16 protein-coding genes and 2 tRNA genes are annotated in these 20,999 nt (G+C 61.1%); 9 read left to right on the top strand and 9 right to left on the bottom strand.

What is annotated here, in order from left to right:
- The first annotated feature begins 168 nt into the window (after window positions 1–168).
- Window positions 169–1,800: a methyl-accepting chemotaxis protein gene (locus tag F6V30_RS02990; protein ID WP_151155009.1), complete on the top strand. Its 1,632-nt coding sequence runs from the start codon at window positions 169–171 to the stop codon at window positions 1,798–1,800.
- A 13-nt stretch (window positions 1,801–1,813) separates the two neighbouring features.
- Window positions 1,814–2,569, top strand: coding sequence for a sensor histidine kinase (locus F6V30_RS02985; protein ID WP_191965557.1), 756 nt, complete (start codon window positions 1,814–1,816; stop codon window positions 2,567–2,569).
- Between the two features lie 46 nt (window positions 2,570–2,615).
- On the opposite strand, the gene F6V30_RS02980 is transcribed toward F6V30_RS02985, so the two are convergent.
- A complete protein-coding gene (locus F6V30_RS02980) occupies window positions 2,616–4,403 on the bottom strand; it encodes a diguanylate cyclase domain-containing protein (protein ID WP_191965556.1) in 1,788 nt (595 codons plus the stop codon).
- 242 nt (window positions 4,404–4,645) lie between these two features.
- The gene (gene hcp, locus F6V30_RS02975) at window positions 4,646–6,256 is read right to left on the bottom strand and encodes a hydroxylamine reductase (protein WP_151155006.1); all 1,611 of its coding nucleotides are present in this window, start codon (window positions 6,254–6,256) and stop codon (window positions 4,646–4,648) included.
- 138 nt (window positions 6,257–6,394) lie between these two features.
- On the opposite strand from hcp, the gene F6V30_RS02970 reads away from it, so the two are divergent.
- Entirely contained in the window at window positions 6,395–7,498 is a 1,104-nt protein-coding gene (locus tag F6V30_RS02970) for a DUF362 domain-containing protein (protein WP_151155005.1), read from the top strand.
- Between the two features lie 228 nt (window positions 7,499–7,726).
- Window positions 7,727–8,164 carry a D-aminoacyl-tRNA deacylase gene (gene dtd, locus F6V30_RS02965; protein WP_151155004.1) on the top strand — a complete coding sequence of 146 codons (438 nt, stop codon included), beginning with the start codon at window positions 7,727–7,729 and terminating at the stop codon, window positions 8,162–8,164.
- Window positions 8,165–8,391: 227 nt separating this feature from the next.
- On the opposite strand, the gene F6V30_RS02960 is transcribed toward dtd, so the two are convergent.
- Complete coding sequence (locus tag F6V30_RS02960; RefSeq protein WP_151155003.1) at window positions 8,392–8,985, bottom strand: hypothetical protein; 594 nt, start codon at window positions 8,983–8,985, stop codon at window positions 8,392–8,394.
- 279 nt (window positions 8,986–9,264) lie between these two features.
- Window positions 9,265–9,341: transfer RNA gene (locus F6V30_RS02955), tRNA-Pro, on the bottom strand.
- 375 nt (window positions 9,342–9,716) lie between these two features.
- Here F6V30_RS02955 and F6V30_RS02950 point away from each other — a divergent pair.
- The gene (locus F6V30_RS02950) at window positions 9,717–11,351 is read left to right on the top strand and encodes a class I adenylate-forming enzyme family protein (RefSeq protein WP_151155002.1); all 1,635 of its coding nucleotides are present in this window, start codon (window positions 9,717–9,719) and stop codon (window positions 11,349–11,351) included.
- Between the two features lie 175 nt (window positions 11,352–11,526).
- Window positions 11,527–12,441, top strand: coding sequence for a quinolinate synthase NadA (nadA, locus tag F6V30_RS02945; protein WP_151155001.1), 915 nt, complete (start codon window positions 11,527–11,529; stop codon window positions 12,439–12,441).
- 23 nt (window positions 12,442–12,464) lie between these two features.
- On the opposite strand, the gene F6V30_RS02940 is transcribed toward nadA, so the two are convergent.
- The gene (locus F6V30_RS02940; RefSeq protein ID WP_151155000.1) at window positions 12,465–13,241 is read right to left on the bottom strand and encodes an MlaE family ABC transporter permease; all 777 of its coding nucleotides are present in this window, start codon (window positions 13,239–13,241) and stop codon (window positions 12,465–12,467) included.
- A gap of 60 nt (window positions 13,242–13,301) precedes the next feature.
- Window positions 13,302–14,756 carry a hypothetical protein gene (locus tag F6V30_RS02935; RefSeq protein ID WP_151154999.1) on the bottom strand — a complete coding sequence of 485 codons (1,455 nt, stop codon included), beginning with the start codon at window positions 14,754–14,756 and terminating at the stop codon, window positions 13,302–13,304.
- Between the two features lie 169 nt (window positions 14,757–14,925).
- On the opposite strand from F6V30_RS02935, the gene F6V30_RS02930 reads away from it, so the two are divergent.
- From F6V30_RS02930 to ahcY, 3 genes are all read left to right on the top strand, one after another.
- Entirely contained in the window at window positions 14,926–16,014 is a 1,089-nt protein-coding gene (locus F6V30_RS02930; protein WP_151154998.1) for an NAD(P)H-dependent flavin oxidoreductase, read from the top strand.
- Window positions 16,015–16,196: 182 nt separating this feature from the next.
- On the top strand, window positions 16,197–17,114 hold the full coding sequence (locus tag F6V30_RS02925) for an ArsR/SmtB family transcription factor (protein WP_151154997.1): 918 nt from the start codon (window positions 16,197–16,199) through the stop codon (window positions 17,112–17,114).
- Window positions 17,115–17,198: 84 nt separating this feature from the next.
- Window positions 17,199–18,593, top strand: coding sequence for an adenosylhomocysteinase (gene ahcY / locus F6V30_RS02920; protein WP_151154996.1), 1,395 nt, complete (start codon window positions 17,199–17,201; stop codon window positions 18,591–18,593).
- A 94-nt stretch (window positions 18,594–18,687) separates the two neighbouring features.
- On the opposite strand, the gene F6V30_RS02915 is transcribed toward ahcY, so the two are convergent.
- The 3 genes from F6V30_RS02915 to F6V30_RS02905 form a co-directional block, all read right to left on the bottom strand.
- Entirely contained in the window at window positions 18,688–19,320 is a 633-nt protein-coding gene (locus F6V30_RS02915; RefSeq protein ID WP_151154995.1) for an OmpH/Skp family outer membrane protein, read from the bottom strand.
- 126 nt (window positions 19,321–19,446) lie between these two features.
- Window positions 19,447–20,691: an HD domain-containing phosphohydrolase gene (locus tag F6V30_RS02910; protein WP_151154994.1), complete on the bottom strand. Its 1,245-nt coding sequence runs from the start codon at window positions 20,689–20,691 to the stop codon at window positions 19,447–19,449.
- A gap of 171 nt (window positions 20,692–20,862) precedes the next feature.
- Window positions 20,863–20,949: transfer RNA gene (locus F6V30_RS02905), tRNA-Leu, on the bottom strand.
- Between the last annotated feature and the right edge of the window lie 50 nt (window positions 20,950–20,999).

Genomic DNA, 20,999 nt, shown 5'->3' with positions numbered 1-20,999 from the left:
AGCGATGTAACGGTACGATAATGAGCGGGCCCTTCTCGGAAAACACGCAGCCGCGTACGATCATAAACACAACAGCACAAGCTGTTAAAAGTGCACGGCAAAAATGGGTGGCCATCGGGTCCCCCCGTTCAGGCAGTCGAACGTTCACACCTCAAAGGAGAAGACTTCATGAACTGGTTTGGAAACCTCAAGATCGGCACGAAACTTTTTACGGCATTTGGTTGCGTTATTGCTCTGACCGCGCTTTTGGGCGTTTTTGCCATCTACCAGATGGCGCGGGTTAATCAGGGCGCGGTCCGATTGGGCACGAATTGGATGCCCAGCACAAACTCCATTTCTGTCATCAACTCGAAGCTTGCGCTCATCCGCCGGGCAGAACTCCAACAAGCTCTTTCCACAACGAAAGACGACATGGACGCCTACGAAAAACGTATGGAAGATGCCATCGCGGATCTGAAAAGAGAGGAAGCCACCTACCAAAAAATGATCAGCAGCCCCGCGGAGAGGAGGCTCTACGAAGAGTTTACCAAAGCTTTCGGCCAATACATGAATGCCCATAAGATGTTCATCGACTTATCCCGTCAAAACAAGAGCGCAGAGGCGCTGGGTCTACTTCGGGGTGATGCGAAAAAATTTTACGATGATGCGGAAGCGAGCCTGCAGAAAGATATCGAGTTGAACGTCAAGGGGGGCGAGGGCGAGTACCAGAAGGCCGGGGCCGTCTATAGCGCGGCACGGGTGATGATCCTCGGCACGCTCCTCTTTTGTGTCGCAACCGGCGCTATTCTCGCCGTTGTAATCGCTCGCGCCATTAGGCGTCCTCTGGAGGAAGGCGTCGATGTGGCCCATCGTCTTGCCAAGGGGGACCTGACAATGGAGGTCAATGTGCGGTCAAAGGACGAGACCGGCCAATTGATGGTGGCGATGAAGGGCATGGTTGAGAATTTGCGCCAATTGATCTCGCGTACTGCGGATATCTCTGCTTCCATCGCCTCCGCCTCCAACCAGCTCCATTCCACGTCCGAGCAGATCGCCACCGGGGCGGAGGAGGTGGCGTCCCAGACCAACACCGTGGCCACCGCCAGCGAAGAGATGTCCGCCACCAGCGGCGATATCGCCCACAACTGCACCATGGCCGCCGATGCCGCCCAACAGACGACCGATTCAGCCACAGCTGGCGCTGGGGTTGTGAACGAAACCATCAGCGGCATGAACGTGATCGCCGAGCGGGTACGTCAGACCTCGAAGACGGTCGAGGCATTGGGGGCGCGTTCGGAACAGATCGGCAATATTGTCGGCACTATTGAAGATATTGCGGACCAGACGAACCTTTTGGCGTTAAATGCCGCCATCGAGGCCGCGCGCGCCGGGGAACAGGGGCGGGGGTTTGCGGTGGTCGCCGACGAGGTGCGGGCACTGGCGGAGCGCACCACCAAGGCGACACGCGAGATCGGGGAGATGATCAAGGCTATCCAGGGCGAGACGCGGGAAGCTGTCCGTGCCATGGAAGAGGGGGTGAGCGAGGTGGAAAAAGGTGCGGTCACCTCGCAGAAGTCAGGCAAAGCGCTGGACGAAATCCTCAGCCGGATTAACGAGGTCGGCATGCAGATCAACCAAATTGCCACGGCGGCCGAAGAGCAGACCGCGGCCACCGGCGAGGTGACCACCAATATCCAGCAGATCACCGACGTCGTGCAGCAGACCGCCCGGGGCGCCGAGGAAACGGCTGCCGCCGCCGCCCAGCTGGCGAACCAGGCCCAGGAGTTGCAAGGTCTGGTCAGCCGTTTCAAATTGGCCTGAGAAAATGGGCCCCATGAGCAATGTGCCGACAGCCGCGAACGGGGAGCAGCGGCCGCTCCAGGCCGGGGAAGAACCGGCAGCCGTCTTTGTCAGCGGGATTGCCCACGATTTCAACAATATCGTCACGGTTATCGCCGGTACGGCCCAACTCATAGAACTCAGATCGGGCTCCGGCGACCCCGCAGGCAGGCTGGCCCGGAATATTATTGAAGCCACCAACCGCGCCTCGGTCCTGGTTGCTGATTTGTTGTCATTCAACCGCAAGAGGGCCATGGAGCCTGCCCAGGCGGACCTCAATACGGTTGTCGGCAATGCCGGAAGATTTGTCGAGCGTTTGATCGGCGAACGCATCTCCCTTGAAATGGCACTCGGCGGGGAGGCGCTGCCGGTGTCCATCGATGCCTATCAGATCGAGCAGGTACTGCTGAACCTGGCGGCCAATGCGCGTGACGCCATGCCGTACGGCGGGCGGATCATGATCACGACCAAATGCGTCGAGGTGAAGGATGCCGCTGATGGCGAAGCAGAGACACGGCCGGGACGGTATGCCGTTCTGACGTTTGCCGACAATGGGGCGGGTATGGATGTCGAGACGAGGAACCGCATCTTTGAGCCGTTTTTCACCACCAAAAAGGATGGCCGGGGTACCGGTCTGGGACTCGCCATGGTGCGTTCCATCGTAGAGCAGAACCTGGGAACGATTGCGGTATCCAGTGAATTCGGGGAGGGAACCTGCGTCGTTCTCCGTCTCCCCTTGCGGCGGGATTAGTGGCCTGTACGGCGAGGGAACCGCATAGGGCGTGTGAAGAGCCGGCTTATGCTGCCCCTCGTTTCTGCTGTTCCAGGGGCCCTTCGTTTCCCGGCACCGTGGTGTAACGCTGGAAGTCGTTTCTCCCCGCCTCCTTGACCCGGTACAGGGCGATGTCGGAATTTTTCAGCAGGGTTTCCGCATCGTCGCCGTCGTCGGGGAAGTCCGCGATTCCGATGCTGGCGGTTACGGAGAGGGAATGACCGTTGCAAACGAATGGCTTGTTGAACGCCGCAACGATCTTGGTCGCGGTCACGGCCGCACTTTCCGCCGAGGCGATGGACGGCAGCAGCAGCACGAATTCGTCCCCCCCCATGCGCGAGACCGTATCGCTCTTGCGCAGGAGCCCCCGCAGCCGTTCGCCCACGGCCTTGAGCAGCAGGTCGCCCATGCTGTGCCCGAGGCTGTCGTTGATGTCCTTGAAACGGTCCAGGTCGAGGATCATCAGCGCCCCCCGGGTGCCGGTGCGCTGTGCCGAGGCCAGGGCCTGGCCAAGGCGGTCGTTGAGCAATATCCGGTTGGGCAGGCCGGTCAGGGCGTCATGGTATGCCAGGTGATGGATGGTGTCCTCGTGCTGCCTGCGTTCGGTGATATCGTTGAGCATCAGCACGAAGCCCGCCAGCTTGTCCTGCTTGTCCAGGATACCGGACAGGCTGCCGTCGTAGTAGGAGGTGGTCCCGTCCCTGCGTATCTCGGCGGGAAAGGTGCATTTCCCCTCGCTCAGCACGGTCTCCCGCGCCTTGGCCAGACTGAGGGGGGCGATCTCCTCCAGGACGAGCACGTCGGTCGCAGAGCGCCCGATGGCTGAAGCCGCTTCGTATCCGAATACCTGTTCCGCCACCGGGTTGAAGTACTTGATCTTCAAGGCGCCGTCGGTGGCGACGATCGCCATGCTGATGGAGGAGCGGAGGATGTTGTCCAGGAAGATGGTCTTGTCCAGAAGCTCCCGGGCGGTCTGCTGAAAGATGTTTTCCTTCTTCCGGATGACCTCCTTCAGGGATTCGATATAGCGCCCTTCCAGTCCCTTGATGATATCGGACTGGGTGATGATCCCTTCGATCCTGCCTTCCCTGTCGACCACCACCACCCGGCGGATCTTCTCCCGCTTCATGGCCTGGGCGGCCTCGTACACCGTCGTCCCGATGGTCACGGTCAGCACCGGGCTGCTCATGGCCATGCCGACTTTGACGGCCTCCAGGTCAACGCCCCTGGCCACCAAACGGACGGCATCCCGTTCGGTCATGATGCCCAGCGGCATGCGCTGGTCCGCCACGACCACGCAACTGATCCCCGGACCGGCCATGATGCCCAAGGCCTCGCTGATGGGAGCGTCGCTGGCGACGGTCATGACGCCGGTGGTCATGACCTGTTCGATCTTGCGCAGCTCCACGAAGTATTCGTGCCCCAGGTGGTTGATCAGGTCGGACTGGGTCATGAGCCCCAATATCCTGCCGCCATGGTCCACCACCACATGGTGGCGGATCCTGTTGGTGAGCATGAGGCTGTAGGCCTCGTAGATGTTCAGGTTGCCGGAGATGGTCACCACCGGACTGGTCATCAGGTCGCGGATCGGCCGGTTCCCGAAGGGGACCCGCTGGTTGGTCAGCTTGACCAGGTCCCGCTCGGTGAAGATCCCCAGCGGCCTCTTTTTTTCCGCCACGATGAGACAACTGATTTTGGCCTGCGCCATGGTGGCTACCGCCTCATCTGCCGGCGTTTCCGGCGTGACGCTGATCACCTGCCGGGAGATGATCTGCCGGATTCTTGTTTTTGCCGTGCCTGTGGTTATGCCCATCGGTCTCGTCCCTTGATAATGGTAAAACATGCCTGATGCGGTCCCGTGTTTTCATAATGGACCAAATGTATCCAATAGCACATTTTTGAGCGTATTTACAGCCTTCAATGCAGGGATGAAGTGAAAATAGCTGCACTCTAAACAGGCAGTTATGGAAATCCCGGATTGTCCGTCAAAAAACGCAACAAGGCGCGGAGCCGAAGCCCGCGCCTTGTTGCCGACAGGTGTTGCACGAAAAAGGGTTACCCCAGGATGGCCTTCATGTCCGCCTCGACCGTGGTGATGGGGCCGAGGTTGAAGTTCTCCACCAGGAAGTTAAGCACGTTGGGGGAGATGAAGGCCGGCAGGGACGGGCCGATCTTGATGTTCTTGATCCCCAGGTGCAGCAGGGTCAGGAGGATGACCACGGCCTTCTGCTCGTACCAGGAGAGGATCATGGAGAGCGGCAGGTCGTTGACCCCGCAGTTGAAGGCGCCCGCCAGGGCCACGGCGATCTGGATGGCCGAGTAGGCGTCGTTGCACTGGCCCACGTCCAGCAGCCGCGGGATGCCGCCGATGTCCCCGAACTCCAGCTTGTTGAAGCGGAACTTGCCGCAGGCCAGGGTCAGGATGACCGTATCCTGGGGGAGTTTCTCGGCGAATTCGGTGTAGTAGTTGCGTCCCGATTTGGCGCCGTCGCAGCCGCCGATCAGGAAGAAGTGCTTGATGGCCCCGGACTTGACCGCTGCGACCACCTTATCGGCCACGCCCAGGACGGCGTTGTGGCCGAAGCCGGTCAGGATCTCCTGGCCCGGGTTGTCGGGGAAGCCGGGCAGTTCCTGGGCCTTGGCGATAACCTCGGAGAAATCCCAGCCGCTCACATGCTTCACGTCGGGCCACGCCACCAGGCCCCAGGTGAAGAGGCGGTCCTTGTAGCTGTCGGACGGGCGCTGGATGCAGTTGGTGTTGAAGATGATGGCGCCGGGGAAGTTGACGAACTCCTTGGCCTGGTCCTGCCAGGCGCCGCCGAAGTTGCCGGCCAGATGGCCGTATTTCTTCAGCCCCGGATAACCGTGGGCCGGGAGCATCTCGCCGTGGGTGTAGATGTTGATCCCTTTGCCTTCGGTCTGTTTGAGCAGCTCTTCCAGCATCTTCAGGTCGTGGCCGGAGACCAGGATGGCCTTGCCCGCCTTGGTGCCGAGCTGGACCGGCGTGGGGACCGGGTGGCCGTAGGTGTCGGTGTGGGCGGCGTTCAGAAGTCCCATGACGGTCAGGTTGTGCTTGCCGCACTCCATGGAGAGGCCGACGAAGTCCATGAGCCCCAGGTTGGGGTCGGTGGTGGCGGCCAGCGCCTTCTGGACAAAGGCCAGCACCTCTGCGTCGCTGCGCCCCAGGATCATGGCGTGATCCATATAGGCGGCCATCCCCTTCAGACCGTACATGAGGATCTCGATCACGGAACGGATGTCCTCGTTGACGTGCTGGGCGTTGATGCCGTAGGCCTCGCCCTGGACGATCATGCCGTTCAGGTCTTCGGCCGGTTTCCATTCGGCCACGGGGCCGGAGAGGGTGGTGCCGCTGGCGGCCAAGGCCGCGCGGGCCTTTTCCTTGAGCTCAAAGCAACGCTTGATGATGCCGCCGATGCGGGGCGCCTCGAAATCCACGTTGGTGACGGTGGTGAAGAGCCCCTCTATGGTGAAGCGGTCGATTTCGGGGTCGCGTCCCAGCTTGTCGGCGTAGAGCGCCAGGCTCTTCAAGCCGTAGACCAGGTGATCCTGGAGCGTGGCTACCTCGGGTTTCTTGCCGCAGACGCCGGAGATGTTGCAGCCGACGCCGTTTGCCGCCTGTTCGCACTGGTTACAGAACATTCCCATGATTGTTTCCTCCCGTGTGTTGAGTGTCTGAATAAACTCGCAGGTGAGTTTTGAGCGTTTCTATGGTATGAACAGTATACCGGATTGTCGGGCTTTTGCTTGACGCGGGTCAAAAAAAACGATTTCGTGGAGGAAGCCATGTCCAAGGTGTATTTTGCCGATATGCGTGCCGGCCATAAGGAAAATCTGTTCGACAAGATCGGCAAGCTGCTGGCCCTGGCCGGTATGGGGCGGCACATTGCCGAGGGAGACCTGACGGCGGTCAAGATCCATTTCGGCGAGAAGGGGAACAGCGCCTTCATCCGCCCGATCTTTGCCCGGCGGGTGGTGGAGGAGATCAAGAAACTGGGGGCCAGGCCCTTTCTGACCGATTCATCGACCCTGTATCCCGGCGAACGCAAGGAGGCGGTCTCGGCCCTGGTGTGCGCTATCGAAAACGGCTTCGGTTATGCCTGCGCCGGGGCGCCGCTGATCATCAGCGACGGCCTGCGCGGGGTGACCGAGACGGACGTCGCCATTGACGGCGACCTGCTGAAAAAGGTCCACATCGGCACCGAGATCGTGGAGGCCGACTCGCTGGTCTGCCTGACCCACTTCAAATGCCATGAACTGACCGGCTTCGGCGGGGCCATCAAAAATCTGGGCATGGGGTGCGCCAGCCGCAAGGGAAAGCTGGTGCAGCACTCCACCGTGGCCCCCGAGGTGGCGGAAGCGTACTGCACCGGATGCGGCGCCTGCCTCAAGGCCTGTGCCCACGATGCCATCCGGATCATCGAGGGGAAGGCTACCATCGATCCCGAGCTCTGCGCCGGTTGCAGCCGCTGCATCAGCGTCTGCCCGGTGAAGGCCATCAACGTCCAATGGAACGAGGCGGCCGACCTGGTGATGCGGAAGATGGCCGAGTACGCCAAGGGCGCCGTGACCGGCAAGGAGGGGCGGTCGGTCTACCTGAGTTTCATCACCCAGGTCTCTCCGGCCTGCGACTGCTACGGCCACGCCGATGCGCCGATCGTCAACGACATCGGCATCTGCGCCTCCACCGATCCGGTGGCCATCGACCAGGCCTGCGCCGACCTAGTCAACGGGGCCCGGGGCAACGAGGGCTCGGCCCTGAAGAGCGGCCACGAACCGGGAGGGGACAAGTTCCGCGGCGTATACCCCCAGATCCCCTGGGAGGTGCAGTTGGAGCATGGCGAGAAGATCGGCCTGGGGTCGAGGAGCTACGAACTGGTCAAGATCTGAACGGGCAAATCTGCCGCAGAGCCGCGGCGGCAGGTACTGGGGATTCTGAATCCGTGACGCCTTCATGCCTTCACTGGTCCGGAAGTCCTCTGCCTTTGCCTTTGAATAGATTGCGACAATCAGACGGCGGACGGGCCTCGTGAGTGAGCTGGTACGACATGGCGACGCGCGGGCTCCGAATCTTCCGGACGTTGCGGCATTGCGGCGTCACGGATTCAGGGGGACAGTATGAAAGCAGTTGTCCAGCGTGTCAGTTTTGCTTCCGTTACCGTGGACGAAAGCCTGGTCGGCCGGATCGGGAAAGGCGTCCTGGTCCTCTTGGGCGTGGAGAAGGGGGATGACGAGTCCCGGGCCGACTGGCTGGCGGAGAAGATCGCCGGCCTGCGCATCTTCGCGGATGAGGAGGACAAGATGAACCTTGCCCTCGCGGATGTGGGGGGGGCGGTCCTGGTGGTTTCCCAGTTCACCCTGGCCGGCAATTGCGACAAGGGGCGGCGCCCCTCCTTCGATACGGCGGCACCGCCGGAGGAGGGCAAGCGGCTGTACGAATATTTCACGGCTGCGGTGGAGCGGCTCGGTCTGCCGGTGCAGACCGGCATCTTTCAGGCCGACATGAAGGTGCATCTGGTGAACGACGGGCCGGTCACCTTTATCCTGGAGCGCTAAGGGTGGGTTGTTGAAAACAGCCATCAGGCCTTCATCCTCGAAGGCCCTTTCGTGCGGCGTAGCGCTGCGGTCCCTCACCCAATCCCTCTCCCGGAGGGAGAGGGCAAGGCATGCTCTCCCCCTCTGGGGGAGAGATAGAGAGAGGGCTGCCTCCTCTGGGCCTGTCTAGCGGGTGCGACGATCTGACTATTTTTGAACAACCTGGATTTTTTAGCAGCCTGTTAACGCTATCGGTTCACGCGTAGGTCGATGATCATGTTTGGCGGCAACGGCTGACCGTTGAAAAGATCGGTGGGTGGGCTGGGGGTTGACTCGGTGTTGCCGAAGGCGTACTCCAGAACGGCATGGCGGCCGTTGTCGTCAAGCCAGACGATCCGGTCATTCTCCACGCCGCTTTCCTCTCCGGCGGAATAGGACTTGGTGGCACGGTCGCGGCAGTCCAACGGGTCGTTGACCGTGTTGATGGAATCCAGGCATCGCTCAAGGTGCCTGGCCCGCGCCACGATGTCGCGGCCGGCCTTTGCCAGCTCCTTCTTCCTGGCGATCTCGCCGTAACCCATGGCGCCCGAAAATGCGGTTCTGACCCAGCCCCCCTCAGCGCTGCGGATAACCCATGCGGTGACCAGAACCCCGTCCGTCCGTTTCTCCACGGCAATAGACGCCGGGCACCCGGCCGGCGCCTTGCCCGACCATTTCTTGGTCCGGTTGATCTCTCCGAATACCTTGGCGGTGCAGTCGGCAAGCGTCGCCACATCACCGGCACGGGCCGGTGCGGCGGCAAGGATGAGAAACATCGCAAGCACTGAAGCGGGGTAGCGCATCGCCTTCTCCTCTTGGGCGGCCGTCTTGGCCTTTCTGTTAGAGTTCAGTATAGCACGTATCGCCGCCGATGTCTGGGCGCGTGGCGTTGTTTTATCTCAGGCATGCCCCGTGCCGCCTTGTTTGCGCTCGAAGTGGGGGCGGTCCGGGAGGAAGGGCAGGGGCGAGGACAGGGCGATCATGGGATGGTCGTGCCATGCCATCGGTCGTCCAGCGAAATGCTGGGTGCAGGCGGAACGAGAAAGGGGCCAACCGTATTCGGCTGACCCCTTATTTTTAAATGGTCGGGATGACTGGATTTGAACCAGCGGCCCCCTGCTCCCGAAGCAGGTGCGCTACCAGGCTGCGCTACATCCCGAAGAATCTTTTTTCTAGCATCTGCAAGGAGTTTTTGTCAAGGGGAAAGACGACATGCGGGCCGCTGCGTGGCCCCTGGCCGTTTCCGGGGCCACTTCTCCCAATAAGCTCGGTCCGCTCCCGCCGCCAGCATGCCAATCCCGGCGGCTGTAGCCGCGGCAGCGAGCACGGCTTACAACCGGGCCACAGGGTGGGTTGTGGAAAACAGCCCCGGACATCGCATCGTCTGACCACGCCACTCTTGACTTGCCAGCCTGAAATTCCTATTCTACTCCCTTCGAAATTAAACTCATAGCGAAGCAAACGTGTGATGTGCCGGTTACATTCCCGCATATTGCCGGCGCAAACGGTATGAGTACGTCAGAAGGCCTCGAAAATGCCCATCACAGAAATTCTTGCCCGCAACGCTGCCCGGTACGGCGAAGAGATCAGCCTGGTCGAAATCAATCCCGGCATCAGAGAGGTTAAAGCAAGCTGGAAGGATTACGAGCTTGTGGAAACCAATCCCGAGAAGAAGTACCGGAGGGAGATTACCTGGCGCGAGTTTGACGACAAAGCCAACCGCTTTGCCAATTTTCTGCGGGAAAGAGGCTTGCAGAGAGGCCACAAGGTTGCCATTCTGCTTATGAACTGCCTTGAGTGGCTGCCGATTTATTTCGGCATCCTGAAGACCGGTGCCATTGCGGTGCCGCTCAACTACCGATATACCGAGGAGGAGATCAAATACTGCCTCGATCTGGCCGAGTGTGACATTTTGGTTTTCGGGCCGGAATTTACCGAGAGGGTCGCTGCGATCCGCGGGCAGATTCCGAAGGTAAAGATACGGCTGTTTTTGGGGCATGGTTGCCCCGCTTTTGCCGAAAGCTACTATGCGCTCACGGCGTGCTGCTCCTCCACGGCTCCCAAAGTCACGCTCTCCGACGATGACGACGCGGTTATCTATTTTTCATCCGGCACCACCGGTTTCCCAAAGGCGGTGCTTCACGCGCACCGCAGCCTGATGACATCCTGCGCCGCTGAAATGAACCACCACAAACAGACGCGCGAGGACAACTTCCTCTGTATTCCGCCGCTCTACCATACCGGAGCGAAAATGCACTGGTTCGGCAGTCTCCTGTCCGGCAGCAAAGCCGTTCTGCTGCGCGGCGTCAAACCGGAGTGGATCATAAAAACCGTGTCCGAGGAGCGGATAACGGTCCTTTGGCTGCTCGTTCCGTGGGCGCAGGACATCCTGGACGCCATCGACCGTGGGGATATAAAGCCGGAGGAATATCATCTGGGGCAGTGCAGGCTCATGCATATCGGCGCGCAACCGGTTCCCCCCAGTTTGATCAATCGCTGGAAAAAACAGTTCCCCCACCACGATTACGACACCAATTACGGCCTGTCGGAAGCCATCGGCCCCGGCTGCGTCCATCTCGGCATCGAAAATAGCCATAAAGTCGGCGCTATCGGGAAGGCGGGATACCAATGGGAATTACAGATCGTGGATGCAGGCGGCCGTGAGGTGAGGCAGGGTGACGTCGGCGAGCTTTGCGTGAAAGGCCCCGGCGTCATGAAATGCTATTACAACAACCCCGAAGCCTCCGCCGAAGTGCTCAAGGACGGGTGGCTGTACACCGGCGACATGGCGCGCATGGATGAAGACGGTTTTGTCTATCTCGTCGATCGCAAAAAGGATGTGATCATCTGCGGTGGCGAGAACCTGTATCCCGTGCAGATCGAGAATTTTCTGCATACGTACGATGCGGTCAAGGATGTGGCGGTAATCGGCCTTCCCGACCGGCATCTGGGCGAAATACCCGCGGCGATAATTGAGTTGAAGCCGGGCTTTTCCTGCTCTGAAGCCGAGATGGCGCAGTTCTGCGCCGGGTTGCCGCGCTACAAGCGGCCGCGCAAAATCATATTCGAAGAGATACCGCGCAATCCCACGGGAAAAATTGAAAAGCAGCGACTCCGCGAGAAGCATTTTTGCGGCAGCCTTGTGGAAGCGCAAACCGAGAACCATTGACACCACAATCGGATGTCTCCCGGCGGGCATTCTTCCGTCCCACGCGTCACGCCTTGTGTTTTGGGGGACTTTCGGGTAGCATGGCCGCCTGCCTGACCAGGGGCGGGAAGACAGAACGCGAGGGGTCGCGGAGAATACCTACTATGATCAGGCACCTCCGGGAGGATCGGGAACGATGAACGACAGTATCGGGCAAGAGATCAGGGAACTGCTCAAACGGCACAATGCCGTGCTGCTGGCTCACAACTACATGCGGGACGAGGTTCAGGAGATGGCGGACATCACCGGAGATTCCCTGGCCCTCTCCGTGGAGGCGGCCAAGACGAAGGCGGATGTGATCGTCTTTTGCGGTGTGCACTTCATGGCCGAGTCGGCCGCCATCCTGTCCCCCGACAAAAAGGTGCTGCTGCCCCGCCCCGATGCCGGCTGTCCCATGGCCGACATGGTCACGGTGGAGGAGTTGGAGGCGCTCAAAGCCAAACACCCCGGCGTGCCGGTGGTAACCTACGTCAACTCGTCGGCCGAGATCAAGGCCCACTCCGATATCTGCTGCACCTCGGCCAATGCCTTACGGGTGGTCAGGTCGCTTACGGAGGATGAGTTGATCTTCGTGCCGGACCGCAATCTGGGGCGCTGGGTGGCCCGGTTCGTCCCGGAAAAGCGCTTCGTCTTCTGGGAGGGGTTCTGCCCGACCCACGAACGCATGACCGTGGAGGCGGTTCAGCGGAAAAAGAGCGAACACCCCGACGCCCTGTTCATCTGCCACCCGGAAAGCGCGCCCGAGGTCTCGGCCCTGGCCGATCATGTCTGCTCCACCAGCGGGATGTACGACTACTGCCGCGCCAGTTCGGCCCGGAAGTTCATCGTCGGCACCGAGGCCGGCATCCTCTACAAGCTGCGGATCGAGAATCCCGGCAAGGAGTTCATCCTGGCCTCGCCGGCCCTGATCTGCCCCAACATGAAGCTCACCTCCCTGGAGGACGTGCTCTACTCGCTCCAGACCATGTCCCCGGTGGTCACCGTTACCGAGGAGACCCGCGTCAAGGCCAGGCTGGCCCTGGACAGGATGCTGGCCGTACCGCGGGACTGAACGAACGGGGCCACCCCGCAGGCTTACATCAGTATGCGCGTCAGGAAGTAATCCGCCACCAGGATCAGCATGAAGGAGAGCACCACCGAACGGGTGGTGGAGACGCCGATCCCCCGCGCCCCCCCCGAGGTGTTGAATCCCACGTAACAGCAGATGACGGCGATGATGCCGCCGAAGACAAAGGACTTGATCAGGCCGGCGGCGATCTCCCTGAATTTGAGCGCCAGGCGCAGGGAATCGGTGTAGGTGGCGTAGGAGATGAACAGCTTCGGGTGCAGGTGGCTGATGATGGCGCCGCCGAGCATGCCGACGCAGTCGGAATAGATGGTCAGGACCGGCACGCAGATCAGGGCCGCGATCAGGCGCGGCATGGCCAGATAGCGCACCGGGTCGATCTCCAGGGTCGTGAGGGCGTCGATCTCCTCGTAGACCTTCATGACGCCGATCTCCGCCGCCATGGCGCTGCCCGCCCTGCCCGCCACCAGGAAGCTGACCATGACCGGCCCCATTTCCCGCACCATGGAGAGGCCGACGATACTGCCGACGATATCCTGGGTGCCGTACTTGGACAGTTCCACCCCGGTTTGCAGCGCCAGGACCATGCCGACGAAGAAGGCCATCACCGAGGCCACCGGCAGGGTCTCGTAGCCGATGATGGCCATCTGGGCCAGGATGGACGGCATGTTGTGGGGCGCCTCGCGGAAGGCGAACAGCGTCCGCTTGAGCAGGATCAGCACCTCGCCGACGATGCCGAACGAGTAGATCAGTTGTTTGCCGATGAATTCGAGAAATTTGGTCATGGTTTATCCTGAAAGAGGCCTTCTCCCGCACGGTGCGGGTGGTTCATGGCGTAGAATACCCTATATCCCGAACGGTATCCAGAAGATACTCAGGGATGTCCCCCCCTTGTCCGCGGCATAGCCGAACAGCCCCTTCAACAGTTTGAATTCGCTCCCCTCCCGGGCGGAACGGTACGAAACCAGCGGCGAGAGTTCCCAGGCGCTCTCGTTGCCCCGCTTTTCACGCCAGAAGAGGTTCCAGAGGATCGATGTCGCGCCATCACCCTTGTCGTCCCACGTGCTGATGAACAGCCGCCAGAGCGGCGCCAGGTTGCGTTCGACCCCCTCGTTCCAGATGACCGGCTCCACCAGGGCGGGCATGGAGAGGGTTCGCAGGCCGTTTTCGTCCCGCTTCCAGGCGTAAAGCGGCCAAAAGGCGCTCTGGGCACGGTCTTTGCCCGCTTGGGGCCAGGCTTCGTCGGAGCGGTGGAACAGGAAATAGAACAGGCTGGTCTTCTCCTGGCGGAACAGGGGGGAGTCGATGGTCGCTCTGCGGTAGATCGGCCACATGACCCAGCGGCTGCTCCCCTCCTTGGTCTTCGATTCGGCATAAAAGGGGATGAAGCGTTCGGTGCTGGAAGTGGCGCCCGTGGCGGTCATCCAGAAGGGCCAGAAAAAGTCCCGCTCCACGACCGTCCCCGCGCCGTCCCGCACCACGCCGCACAGGGGCCAGGGGATGTGGGTCGAACTGCGCTGCGGCGACTCCGACGAGGCATAAAACGGCAGCAGGTTGAGGCTTCTGGTCGGATTATTCGTATCCTGGCCGAGATGCTCGTCGCTGTAGATCGGCCAGAGTGCGAACCGTTTGTCGTAAACCCCCTCCTTGCGCGACTGTCCGTACAGGGGCCAGACGGCGAAGCCGCTTTCTTTTTCGCCTGACACGCTGTTGAAGATCGGGTAGAGCCAGTTGATGGAGGTGGTGCCCCGCTTCACGGTGCGCCCATAGAGGGGAAACAGGACGTAATGGTACTCGTCGCGCCAGAAGCGCTCGTAGATGTCCCCGTACAGGGGGAATACGGAGGTGTAGGGGCCGTATTTGTCAGAGGTGCCGCTGATGTAGAAGGGGAACAGCATGCTGCTGTGCCGCTCCTCAGCCGTCCCGGCGCGTTCGGTGTGTTTTTGGAACAGGTGGAGCACCTGGGTGTCGGAACCGGTCTCGCCGCTGCCGGTGGAGGCCAGGGGGTAGAGGATGTCGCTTTCGGCGGCCCCGGGGGTCGATTGCTTGAAAAAGAGCGGCCTGACGGCGGTCCTGGTCGTGTCGCCATTGTGCTCATGTTTGAAGAGCGGCCCCAGGATGGAAAGGTTGCTGTAGCCGGTCGCCGGGCTGGAACGATAATCGAACAGCGGCCAGAAGGTGGCGATGGTCCCCGAGGGCACCGGTGGTGGTGTTTCTGCAGGTCCGGCATTCCCCTCGCCATGGGCGAGAGCGGTGCTTACCAGAAGGATCGAAAGGCAGTGCACAAACGTTTTTCTCATTCCTGCTCCCTGGGGTCATCGACGGCAGGGACATTATTCCTTATCGGCCATGGAGAGTCAACCGGGAAAGGCTCTTGGTGCCGGGCGCTTTTACAAAACTATTACAAACATCAAATCCGATCCCTTGTATGATAACTTCAAAGATGTCCGAGTCTCTTTGGAGGAAAATATGGCGCAGTCGTTGACGATAGGAAAGTACACCGTCCCGTATCCGATTATCCAGGGGGGGATGGGGGTGCGCATCTCCGCCGGCCGTCTGGCCGGCAGCGTCGCCAAGTGCGGAGGCATAGGGCTGGTTGCGGCGGCCGGTATCGGCCTGGGCAGCGGTTTTTACAACGGCCGGAATTTCTTCCAGGCCGATGCCGAGGGCTTCAAGGCGGAGATTCGCAAGGCCTATGAGATTGCACCGAACGGGGTCATCGGCGTCAACGTCATGGTCGCGTTGTCCGATTTCGAACAACTCGTCAGGGCTGCCGTGGAAGCGGGCGCCAAGGTGATCGTCTGCGGCGCCGGACTCCCCATGAGTCTGCCCGAGTTGACCGCCGAGCATCCCGATGTGGCCCTGGTGCCGATCGTCTCCTCCCTGCGGGCGGCCCAACTCATTGCCCGCAAATGGCTGAAAGCCTATAAGCGCCTGCCGGATGCGGTGGTGGTGGAAGACCCGGATACCGCCGGTGGCCACCTGGGTGAAAAGATGGAGAATATCGGCACCGGCGAGTATGACCAGTATGCCACCGTGCGCCAGGTCAAGGCTTTTTTCCGCGACGACTGCGGCGTCGAGGTCCCGGTGATCGCGGCCGGCGGCGTATGGGACCGGGCCGACCTGGAGCATGCCCTGGCGGAAGGCGCCGACGGCGTGCAGATGGCCAGCCGTTTTGTCTGCACCGAAGAGTGCGATGCCGATGATGCCTTCAAGCAGGCCTACCTTGACTGCACCAGGGAGGATATCGGGCTGATCATGAGCCCGGCCGGCCTGCCGGGGCGGGCCATTTTGAGCAACAAGGACAACATCCGCCGCTATGATGTGGAGAACAATACCCCCTGCCGCATGGGCTGCCTGAAAAAATGCTCCTACAAGGAAACCGGCGAACGTTTCTGCATCGTTTCCTCCCTTGATCGCGCCCAGCGGGGGGAGGTGGACACCGGTCTGGTCTTCTGCGGCACCAATGCCTGGAAAGCCGATCGCATCACCACCGTGCAGGAAATCTTCGACGAGCTGTTCGGCGAGGCGGAAGAGGCGCTGCAGGAAGCAGCCTGATTCTTATCCCCCGCTGCACGACAGAGTACCTGCCTCGGCCCGCCGGAATTCCTTCCGGCGGGCCGTTTCCGTTCCGCGCTCCGCTGACATGACCACCCTGTCCCCTCCCGTTTTCCCTTGACCGTCACCAGGCCCGATGTTATATAAAGAAAAGTTGATATAATAAAATTGGTAATCATGATATGGACCTGCTGGATACCCTCAAAGCCCTTGCCGACCCTTCCCGCCTCCGTCTGGTGGCGGTGCTGCTGCACGGCGAATTCACCGTGCAGGAATTGACCCGCATCCTGGCCATGGGGCAGTCTCGCATCTCCCGGCATTTGAAGATCCTGACCGGGGCCGGCGTGCTGACCGTCAAGCACCAGGGGACCTGGAGCTACTACCGGGTGGGCGAGGCGAGTCGTTTCTTCACCGCCGTCCGCCCGGCTTTCGAGGTCGAGTTGACCGGCCTGCCCGAGCGGGGCCGCGACCTGTCCGCAGTGGCCGAGGTGCTGGAGGAACGCCGGCGGCGCAGCCAGGAGTTCTTCGACCGCCATGCCCGCCAGTGGGACGACCTGGCCGGGACGCTCCTGCCGGTCCCGGAGTATCGCCGGCACCTGCTTGAACTTGTGCCCGATGATGGTACCGTTTTAGAGATCGGCACCGGCACCGGCGGGCTGCTGACTGAACTGGCGGCCCGGGCGGCGCGGGTGATCGGCGTGGACCATTCCCCCGCCATGCTGGAGGAGGCCCGTCGCCGGCTGGCGCACGACGGCGCGGGCGGCATCGAGCTGCGCCTGGGGGAGATGACCCACCTGCCCCTGTCCGACGCCTCGGTGGGGTGCGTGGTGGCCAACATGGTGCTGCATCATGCCGCCAATCCGGCGGCCGTACTTGCCGAAATCAGGCGGGTACTGGCCCCCGGGGGGGTACTGGTGCTGGCCGATCTTGCCCGCCATGAACGGGAAGCGGCCCGGGAACAGTTGGCCGACCAGTGGCTGGGGTTTGAGGAGGCAGAGCTGGGCTCGTGGCTTACGCAATCCGGCTTCGTCCACATCCGCTGTGAGAGGATCGAAGGAGCGCCCGGGCAGGAGACGGTGCTGCTGGTGAGGGCATCGTGACAATGCCGGGAAGAGCATGCCGTCGGGTGGCGGTTCCAAAGCGGGAAGCACCTACAACAATACCAGATAAAGGAGAGTAAACGGATGTCCAAAGATTTTATCGTCGCAGACCTTGCCCTGGCCGATTGGGGCCGCAAGGAGATCAGGATTGCCGAAACCGAGATGCCGGGCCTGATGGCCATCCGCGAGGAGTATGCCGCCGCCAAGCCGCTCAAGGGAGCCCGCATTACCGGTTCGCTGCACATGACCATCCAGACCGCCGTGCTGATCGAGACGCTGGTTGCCCTGGGCGCCGAGGTGCGCTGGGCCTCCTGCAACATCTTCTCGACCCAGGACCACGCCGCCGCCGCCATTGCCGCCGCCGGCGTACCGGTCTTCGCCGTCAAGGGGGAGAGCCTGGAACAGTACTGGGACTACACCCACAGGATCTTCGAGTGGCCCGACGCCGGCTTCTCCAACATGATCCTGGACGACGGCGGGGACGCCACCCTGTTGCTGCACCTGGGCGCACGGGCCGAGAAGGACGGCAGCGTGCTCAATAACCCCGGTTCCGAGGAGGAGACCATCCTCTTCGCCGCCATCGGGAAAAAGCTGGCCGCCGACCCGAGCTGGTACTCCACCCGCATCGCCCGGATCCAGGGCGTGACCGAGGAGACCACCACCGGCGTGCACCGCCTCTACCAGATGCATGAGCGCGGCGAACTGCGCTTCCCGGCCATCAACGTCAACGACTCGGTCACCAAGTCCAAGTTCGACAACCTCTACGGCTGCCGCGAATCCCTGGTGGACGGCATCAAACGCGCCACCGACGTGATGATCGCCGGCAAGGTGGCCCTGATCTGCGGCTATGGCGACGTGGGCAAGGGCTCGGCCCAGGCCATGCGGGCGCTGTCGGCCCAGGTATGGGTGACCGAGGTCGATCCGATCTGCGCCCTGCAGGCCGCCATGGAAGGCTACCGCGTGGTGACCATGGAGTACGCCGCCGACAAGGCCGACATCTTCGTCACCTGCACCGGCAACTACCACGTCATCACCCACGACCACATGGCCCGCATGAAGGATCAGGCCATCGTCTGCAACATCGGCCACTTCGACAACGAGATCGAGGTTGCCGCCCTGGAGAAATATCAGTGGGAGGAGATCAAGCCCCAGGTGGATCACATCATCTTCCCGGACGGCAAACGCATCATCCTGCTGGCCAAGGGGCGCCTCGTCAATCTGGGCTGCGCCACCGGCCACCCCAGCTATGTGATGAGTTCCTCGTTCGCCAACCAGACCATCGCCCAGATCGAGATCTTCACCAATCCGGGCAAATACCCGGTGGGGGTCTACACCCTGCCCAAACATCTGGACGAGAAGGTGGCGCGCCTGCAACTCAAGAAGCTCAATGCCCAACTGTCGGTGCTGAGCGACGAACAGGCCGCGTATATCGGGGTGAAGAAGGAAGGCCCCTACAAGGCGGAGCATTACCGGTATTGATCCGGCCCGCATAACGGGGCAGGGCAGCACAACGAAAAGGGGGGCGGCATCATGCGATGCCGCCCCCCTTTTCGTTTCGTGTTTCGCGGGCAAGCTATTTCTTTTTGGCCGCCTCGTCCATCGCCTTGATCAGGGCGTCGGTCACGTCCTGAGCGTCCACATCGCTGCCGACGAAGAGTATCTGCTTTTTGATGATGATAATGGCAAAGCCGTTGGCCTTGCCGTAGGCCGCGGCCGCCCGCTCGGTTTCATCGTACAGCGCTTTGGTTTCCTTTTCCTGCAGGGAGGACAATTCCTCTTCCAATTGCCTGCCGAACTTCTGGAACTCTTCCACCTTTTTCTGGAATTCCTTTTCCCTGGCGGCGCGTTGGGCCGGGGAGAGAGAGGGGAGCTTGGCCTGGATGCCGGCGCGCAGTTTGTCCAACTGCTTCCGCTTGCCGTCGACCCTGGTTTGGAGCTTGTCCTTCTTGGCCTGGAGTTTGGCCTGAACCGCTTTGCCCTGTTCGGTCTCGTCGCCGACACGGGCCAGGTCAACGGTGCCGAGCTTGGTTGTCTGGCGGAGCGGTGCGGCCTCGGAGGTTTTCTTCTCCGGCGCGGGGGCGATGGGGGCGGGTGCTGCTGCGGCAGGCTTTGTGCCGGCTGCCGGAGCCGGGTCGGAAGCGGCTGCCAAGCCGGGGAGGCTTGCGACAAGGGCAGCGACGAGAAGCGTTTTCAATCGGGTAATCATGACAACTCCATTTCGTTTAGGGGGAATGATGCTACCGCTACAGCATAAGAGGATTGACGCCGCGAGGCAACACAATTTCCCGCAGCGGGGAGGCACCGGTTAGAGGGGGGCGCGGCCCTGGTGGCCCTAGTTGAGGACCTCCATGTAGATGTCGAACGCATTTTTCTGATACAGGGCCCTGATGTCGTTGATCTCGTCATAGGCCGAGACCAGCGTCGAGGTGACATAGGGGTCCAGGTGGGTGCCGGTGAGGCTGTTCAGGGTGCTGATGGTGTCGCGCTTGCACATCCCCTTGCGGTAGGGCCTGTCCTCGGAGAGGGCCGTAAAGATATCGGCGACCGCCATGACCCGGGACCCCAGGGAGAGTTCGCTGTCCGTGCGCCTGAAGGGGTACCCGCTGCCGTCCAGCTTCTCGTGGTGTTCGCACGCCCACTTGACGACGTTTTCCATGCCTCGCACCTTTCTGAGCGCCGCGAAGGTTATGTAGGAGTGGGACCGCATGACCGCCATTTCCTCCCTGTTCAGGCCCGACGGCTTGTAGAGGATCTCGGCCGGGACGGAAAGCTTGCCGAGGTCGTGCAGATGGCCGGCGATCTCGAAAAGGGTCCCTTCGGCACTGCTGAAGCCTATTTTGCGGCTGACAGCCTGTGCCACCCGGGCGACGCCGATGGAGTGGGTCGCCGTAAACCGGCACTTGTAGTCGATGATGTTGGAGATGAGGCGGGAAAATTCGTAAAGTTCGTCGATGCCGATGTCGATGGAAGAAGAACGGATCGAACCGTTGACCAGATATTTGACGTCGTTGCTGTTCATATCGAGCCAAAACGAATCCCTTTGGGCCAGTTCATGGAATGCGGCCACGATATCGGGATGGAACACGCTGTCGGCGTGCGCTTCGACGGTCTTCAAAATGTCGTGGGAGTGCAAGAGGATGTTGTTGTTGACCGCGGAAAGGGTTGCTACGCGATCCGCCAGGTGGATGATATGGCTGGTGAACGGTATGGCGCGGCCGTCCCCGGTGCCGGCCCCCTCGCCATGCTTCCAGGAGGTGTGGTGGAATCGGACTATTTCGGAGATATCGATGAACGTAAGGCCCTTGAGGAGTTTCGAGCCGATCTCGGCATGGTTGTTCGCCGTGGTGTCGAATTCAAAGCGCGTGATCGAGTTCGCCTCGTCGCCGGTGAAGACGCCGCAGTCGTGGAGCAGTGCGGCATAGATCATCCTCTCGATGTCGTTGTTGCTCATGCCGAGCATGGTGCCGATCCGCATGGAGATATAGGCGACCTTGCCATGGTGCTCGGACAGGTTGCTGTTGATCATGTCCAGGGCATTTGAAACCGATTCGATGAGATCCCATACCATTATCTTCATGTTGCTTCCCGTGCGGATCGAATACCCGCGTTGTCTGTCGGTGAGAAACCATCCCGGGGTTGGTCGTGGCGCCCGGGTTTCGGAAGGCCGCCCTGCGTGCGTGGATTGCGTGGATGCTGGTTGAAAATGGAAAAGGCTTTGCAGAAGTCTGCAAAGCCTTAATTCCTTAACTGGTGCCGAAGACTGGAATCGAACCAGCACTCCCTTGCGAGAACCAGAACCTGAATCTGGCGCGTCTACCAATTCCGCCACTTCGGCAACGAGAATCTTCTCTTTACCATTAATGACAAACCGATGCAAGAAAAAAA

Origin of the sequence: Oryzomonas sagensis, assembly GCF_008802355.1 — a bacterium.
GTDB classification, from domain to species: Bacteria; Desulfobacterota; Desulfuromonadia; order Geobacterales; family Pseudopelobacteraceae; genus Oryzomonas; species Oryzomonas sagensis.
The sequence above is the reverse complement of the archived record's forward strand: the minus strand, read 5'-3'. Positions and strand labels throughout refer to the sequence as shown.

Excerpts from the sequence above, each read along its gene's own strand:
- F6V30_RS02980 (WP_191965556.1), bottom strand. The coding sequence starts at position 4,403 with ATGGGCATAACCACAGGCACGGCAAAAACAAGAATCCGGCAGATCATC.
- F6V30_RS02940 (WP_151155000.1), bottom strand. The coding sequence starts at position 13,241 with ATGACCAAATTTCTCGAATTCATCGGCAAACAACTGATCTACTCGTTC.
- F6V30_RS02935 (WP_151154999.1), bottom strand. The coding sequence starts at position 14,756 with ATGAGAAAAACGTTTGTGCACTGCCTTTCGATCCTTCTGGTAAGCACC.
- F6V30_RS02970 (WP_151155005.1), top strand. The coding sequence starts at position 6,395 with ATGTCCAAGGTGTATTTTGCCGATATGCGTGCCGGCCATAAGGAAAAT.
- dtd (WP_151155004.1), top strand. The coding sequence starts at position 7,727 with ATGAAAGCAGTTGTCCAGCGTGTCAGTTTTGCTTCCGTTACCGTGGAC.
- F6V30_RS02915 (WP_151154995.1), bottom strand. The coding sequence starts at position 19,320 with ATGATTACCCGATTGAAAACGCTTCTCGTCGCTGCCCTTGTCGCAAGC.
- F6V30_RS02960 (WP_151155003.1), bottom strand. The coding sequence starts at position 8,985 with ATGCGCTACCCCGCTTCAGTGCTTGCGATGTTTCTCATCCTTGCCGCC.
- F6V30_RS02925 (WP_151154997.1), top strand. The coding sequence starts at position 16,197 with ATGGACCTGCTGGATACCCTCAAAGCCCTTGCCGACCCTTCCCGCCTC.
- F6V30_RS02985 (WP_191965557.1), top strand. The coding sequence starts at position 1,814 with ATGAGCAATGTGCCGACAGCCGCGAACGGGGAGCAGCGGCCGCTCCAG.
- F6V30_RS02910 (WP_151154994.1), bottom strand. The coding sequence starts at position 20,691 with ATGAAGATAATGGTATGGGATCTCATCGAATCGGTTTCAAATGCCCTG.
- F6V30_RS02930 (WP_151154998.1), top strand. The coding sequence starts at position 14,926 with ATGGCGCAGTCGTTGACGATAGGAAAGTACACCGTCCCGTATCCGATT.
- F6V30_RS02950 (WP_151155002.1), top strand. The coding sequence starts at position 9,717 with ATGCCCATCACAGAAATTCTTGCCCGCAACGCTGCCCGGTACGGCGAA.
- F6V30_RS02990 (WP_151155009.1), top strand. The coding sequence starts at position 169 with ATGAACTGGTTTGGAAACCTCAAGATCGGCACGAAACTTTTTACGGCA.
- hcp (WP_151155006.1), bottom strand. The coding sequence starts at position 6,256 with ATGGGAATGTTCTGTAACCAGTGCGAACAGGCGGCAAACGGCGTCGGC.
- ahcY (WP_151154996.1), top strand. The coding sequence starts at position 17,199 with ATGTCCAAAGATTTTATCGTCGCAGACCTTGCCCTGGCCGATTGGGGC.
- nadA (WP_151155001.1), top strand. The coding sequence starts at position 11,527 with ATGAACGACAGTATCGGGCAAGAGATCAGGGAACTGCTCAAACGGCAC.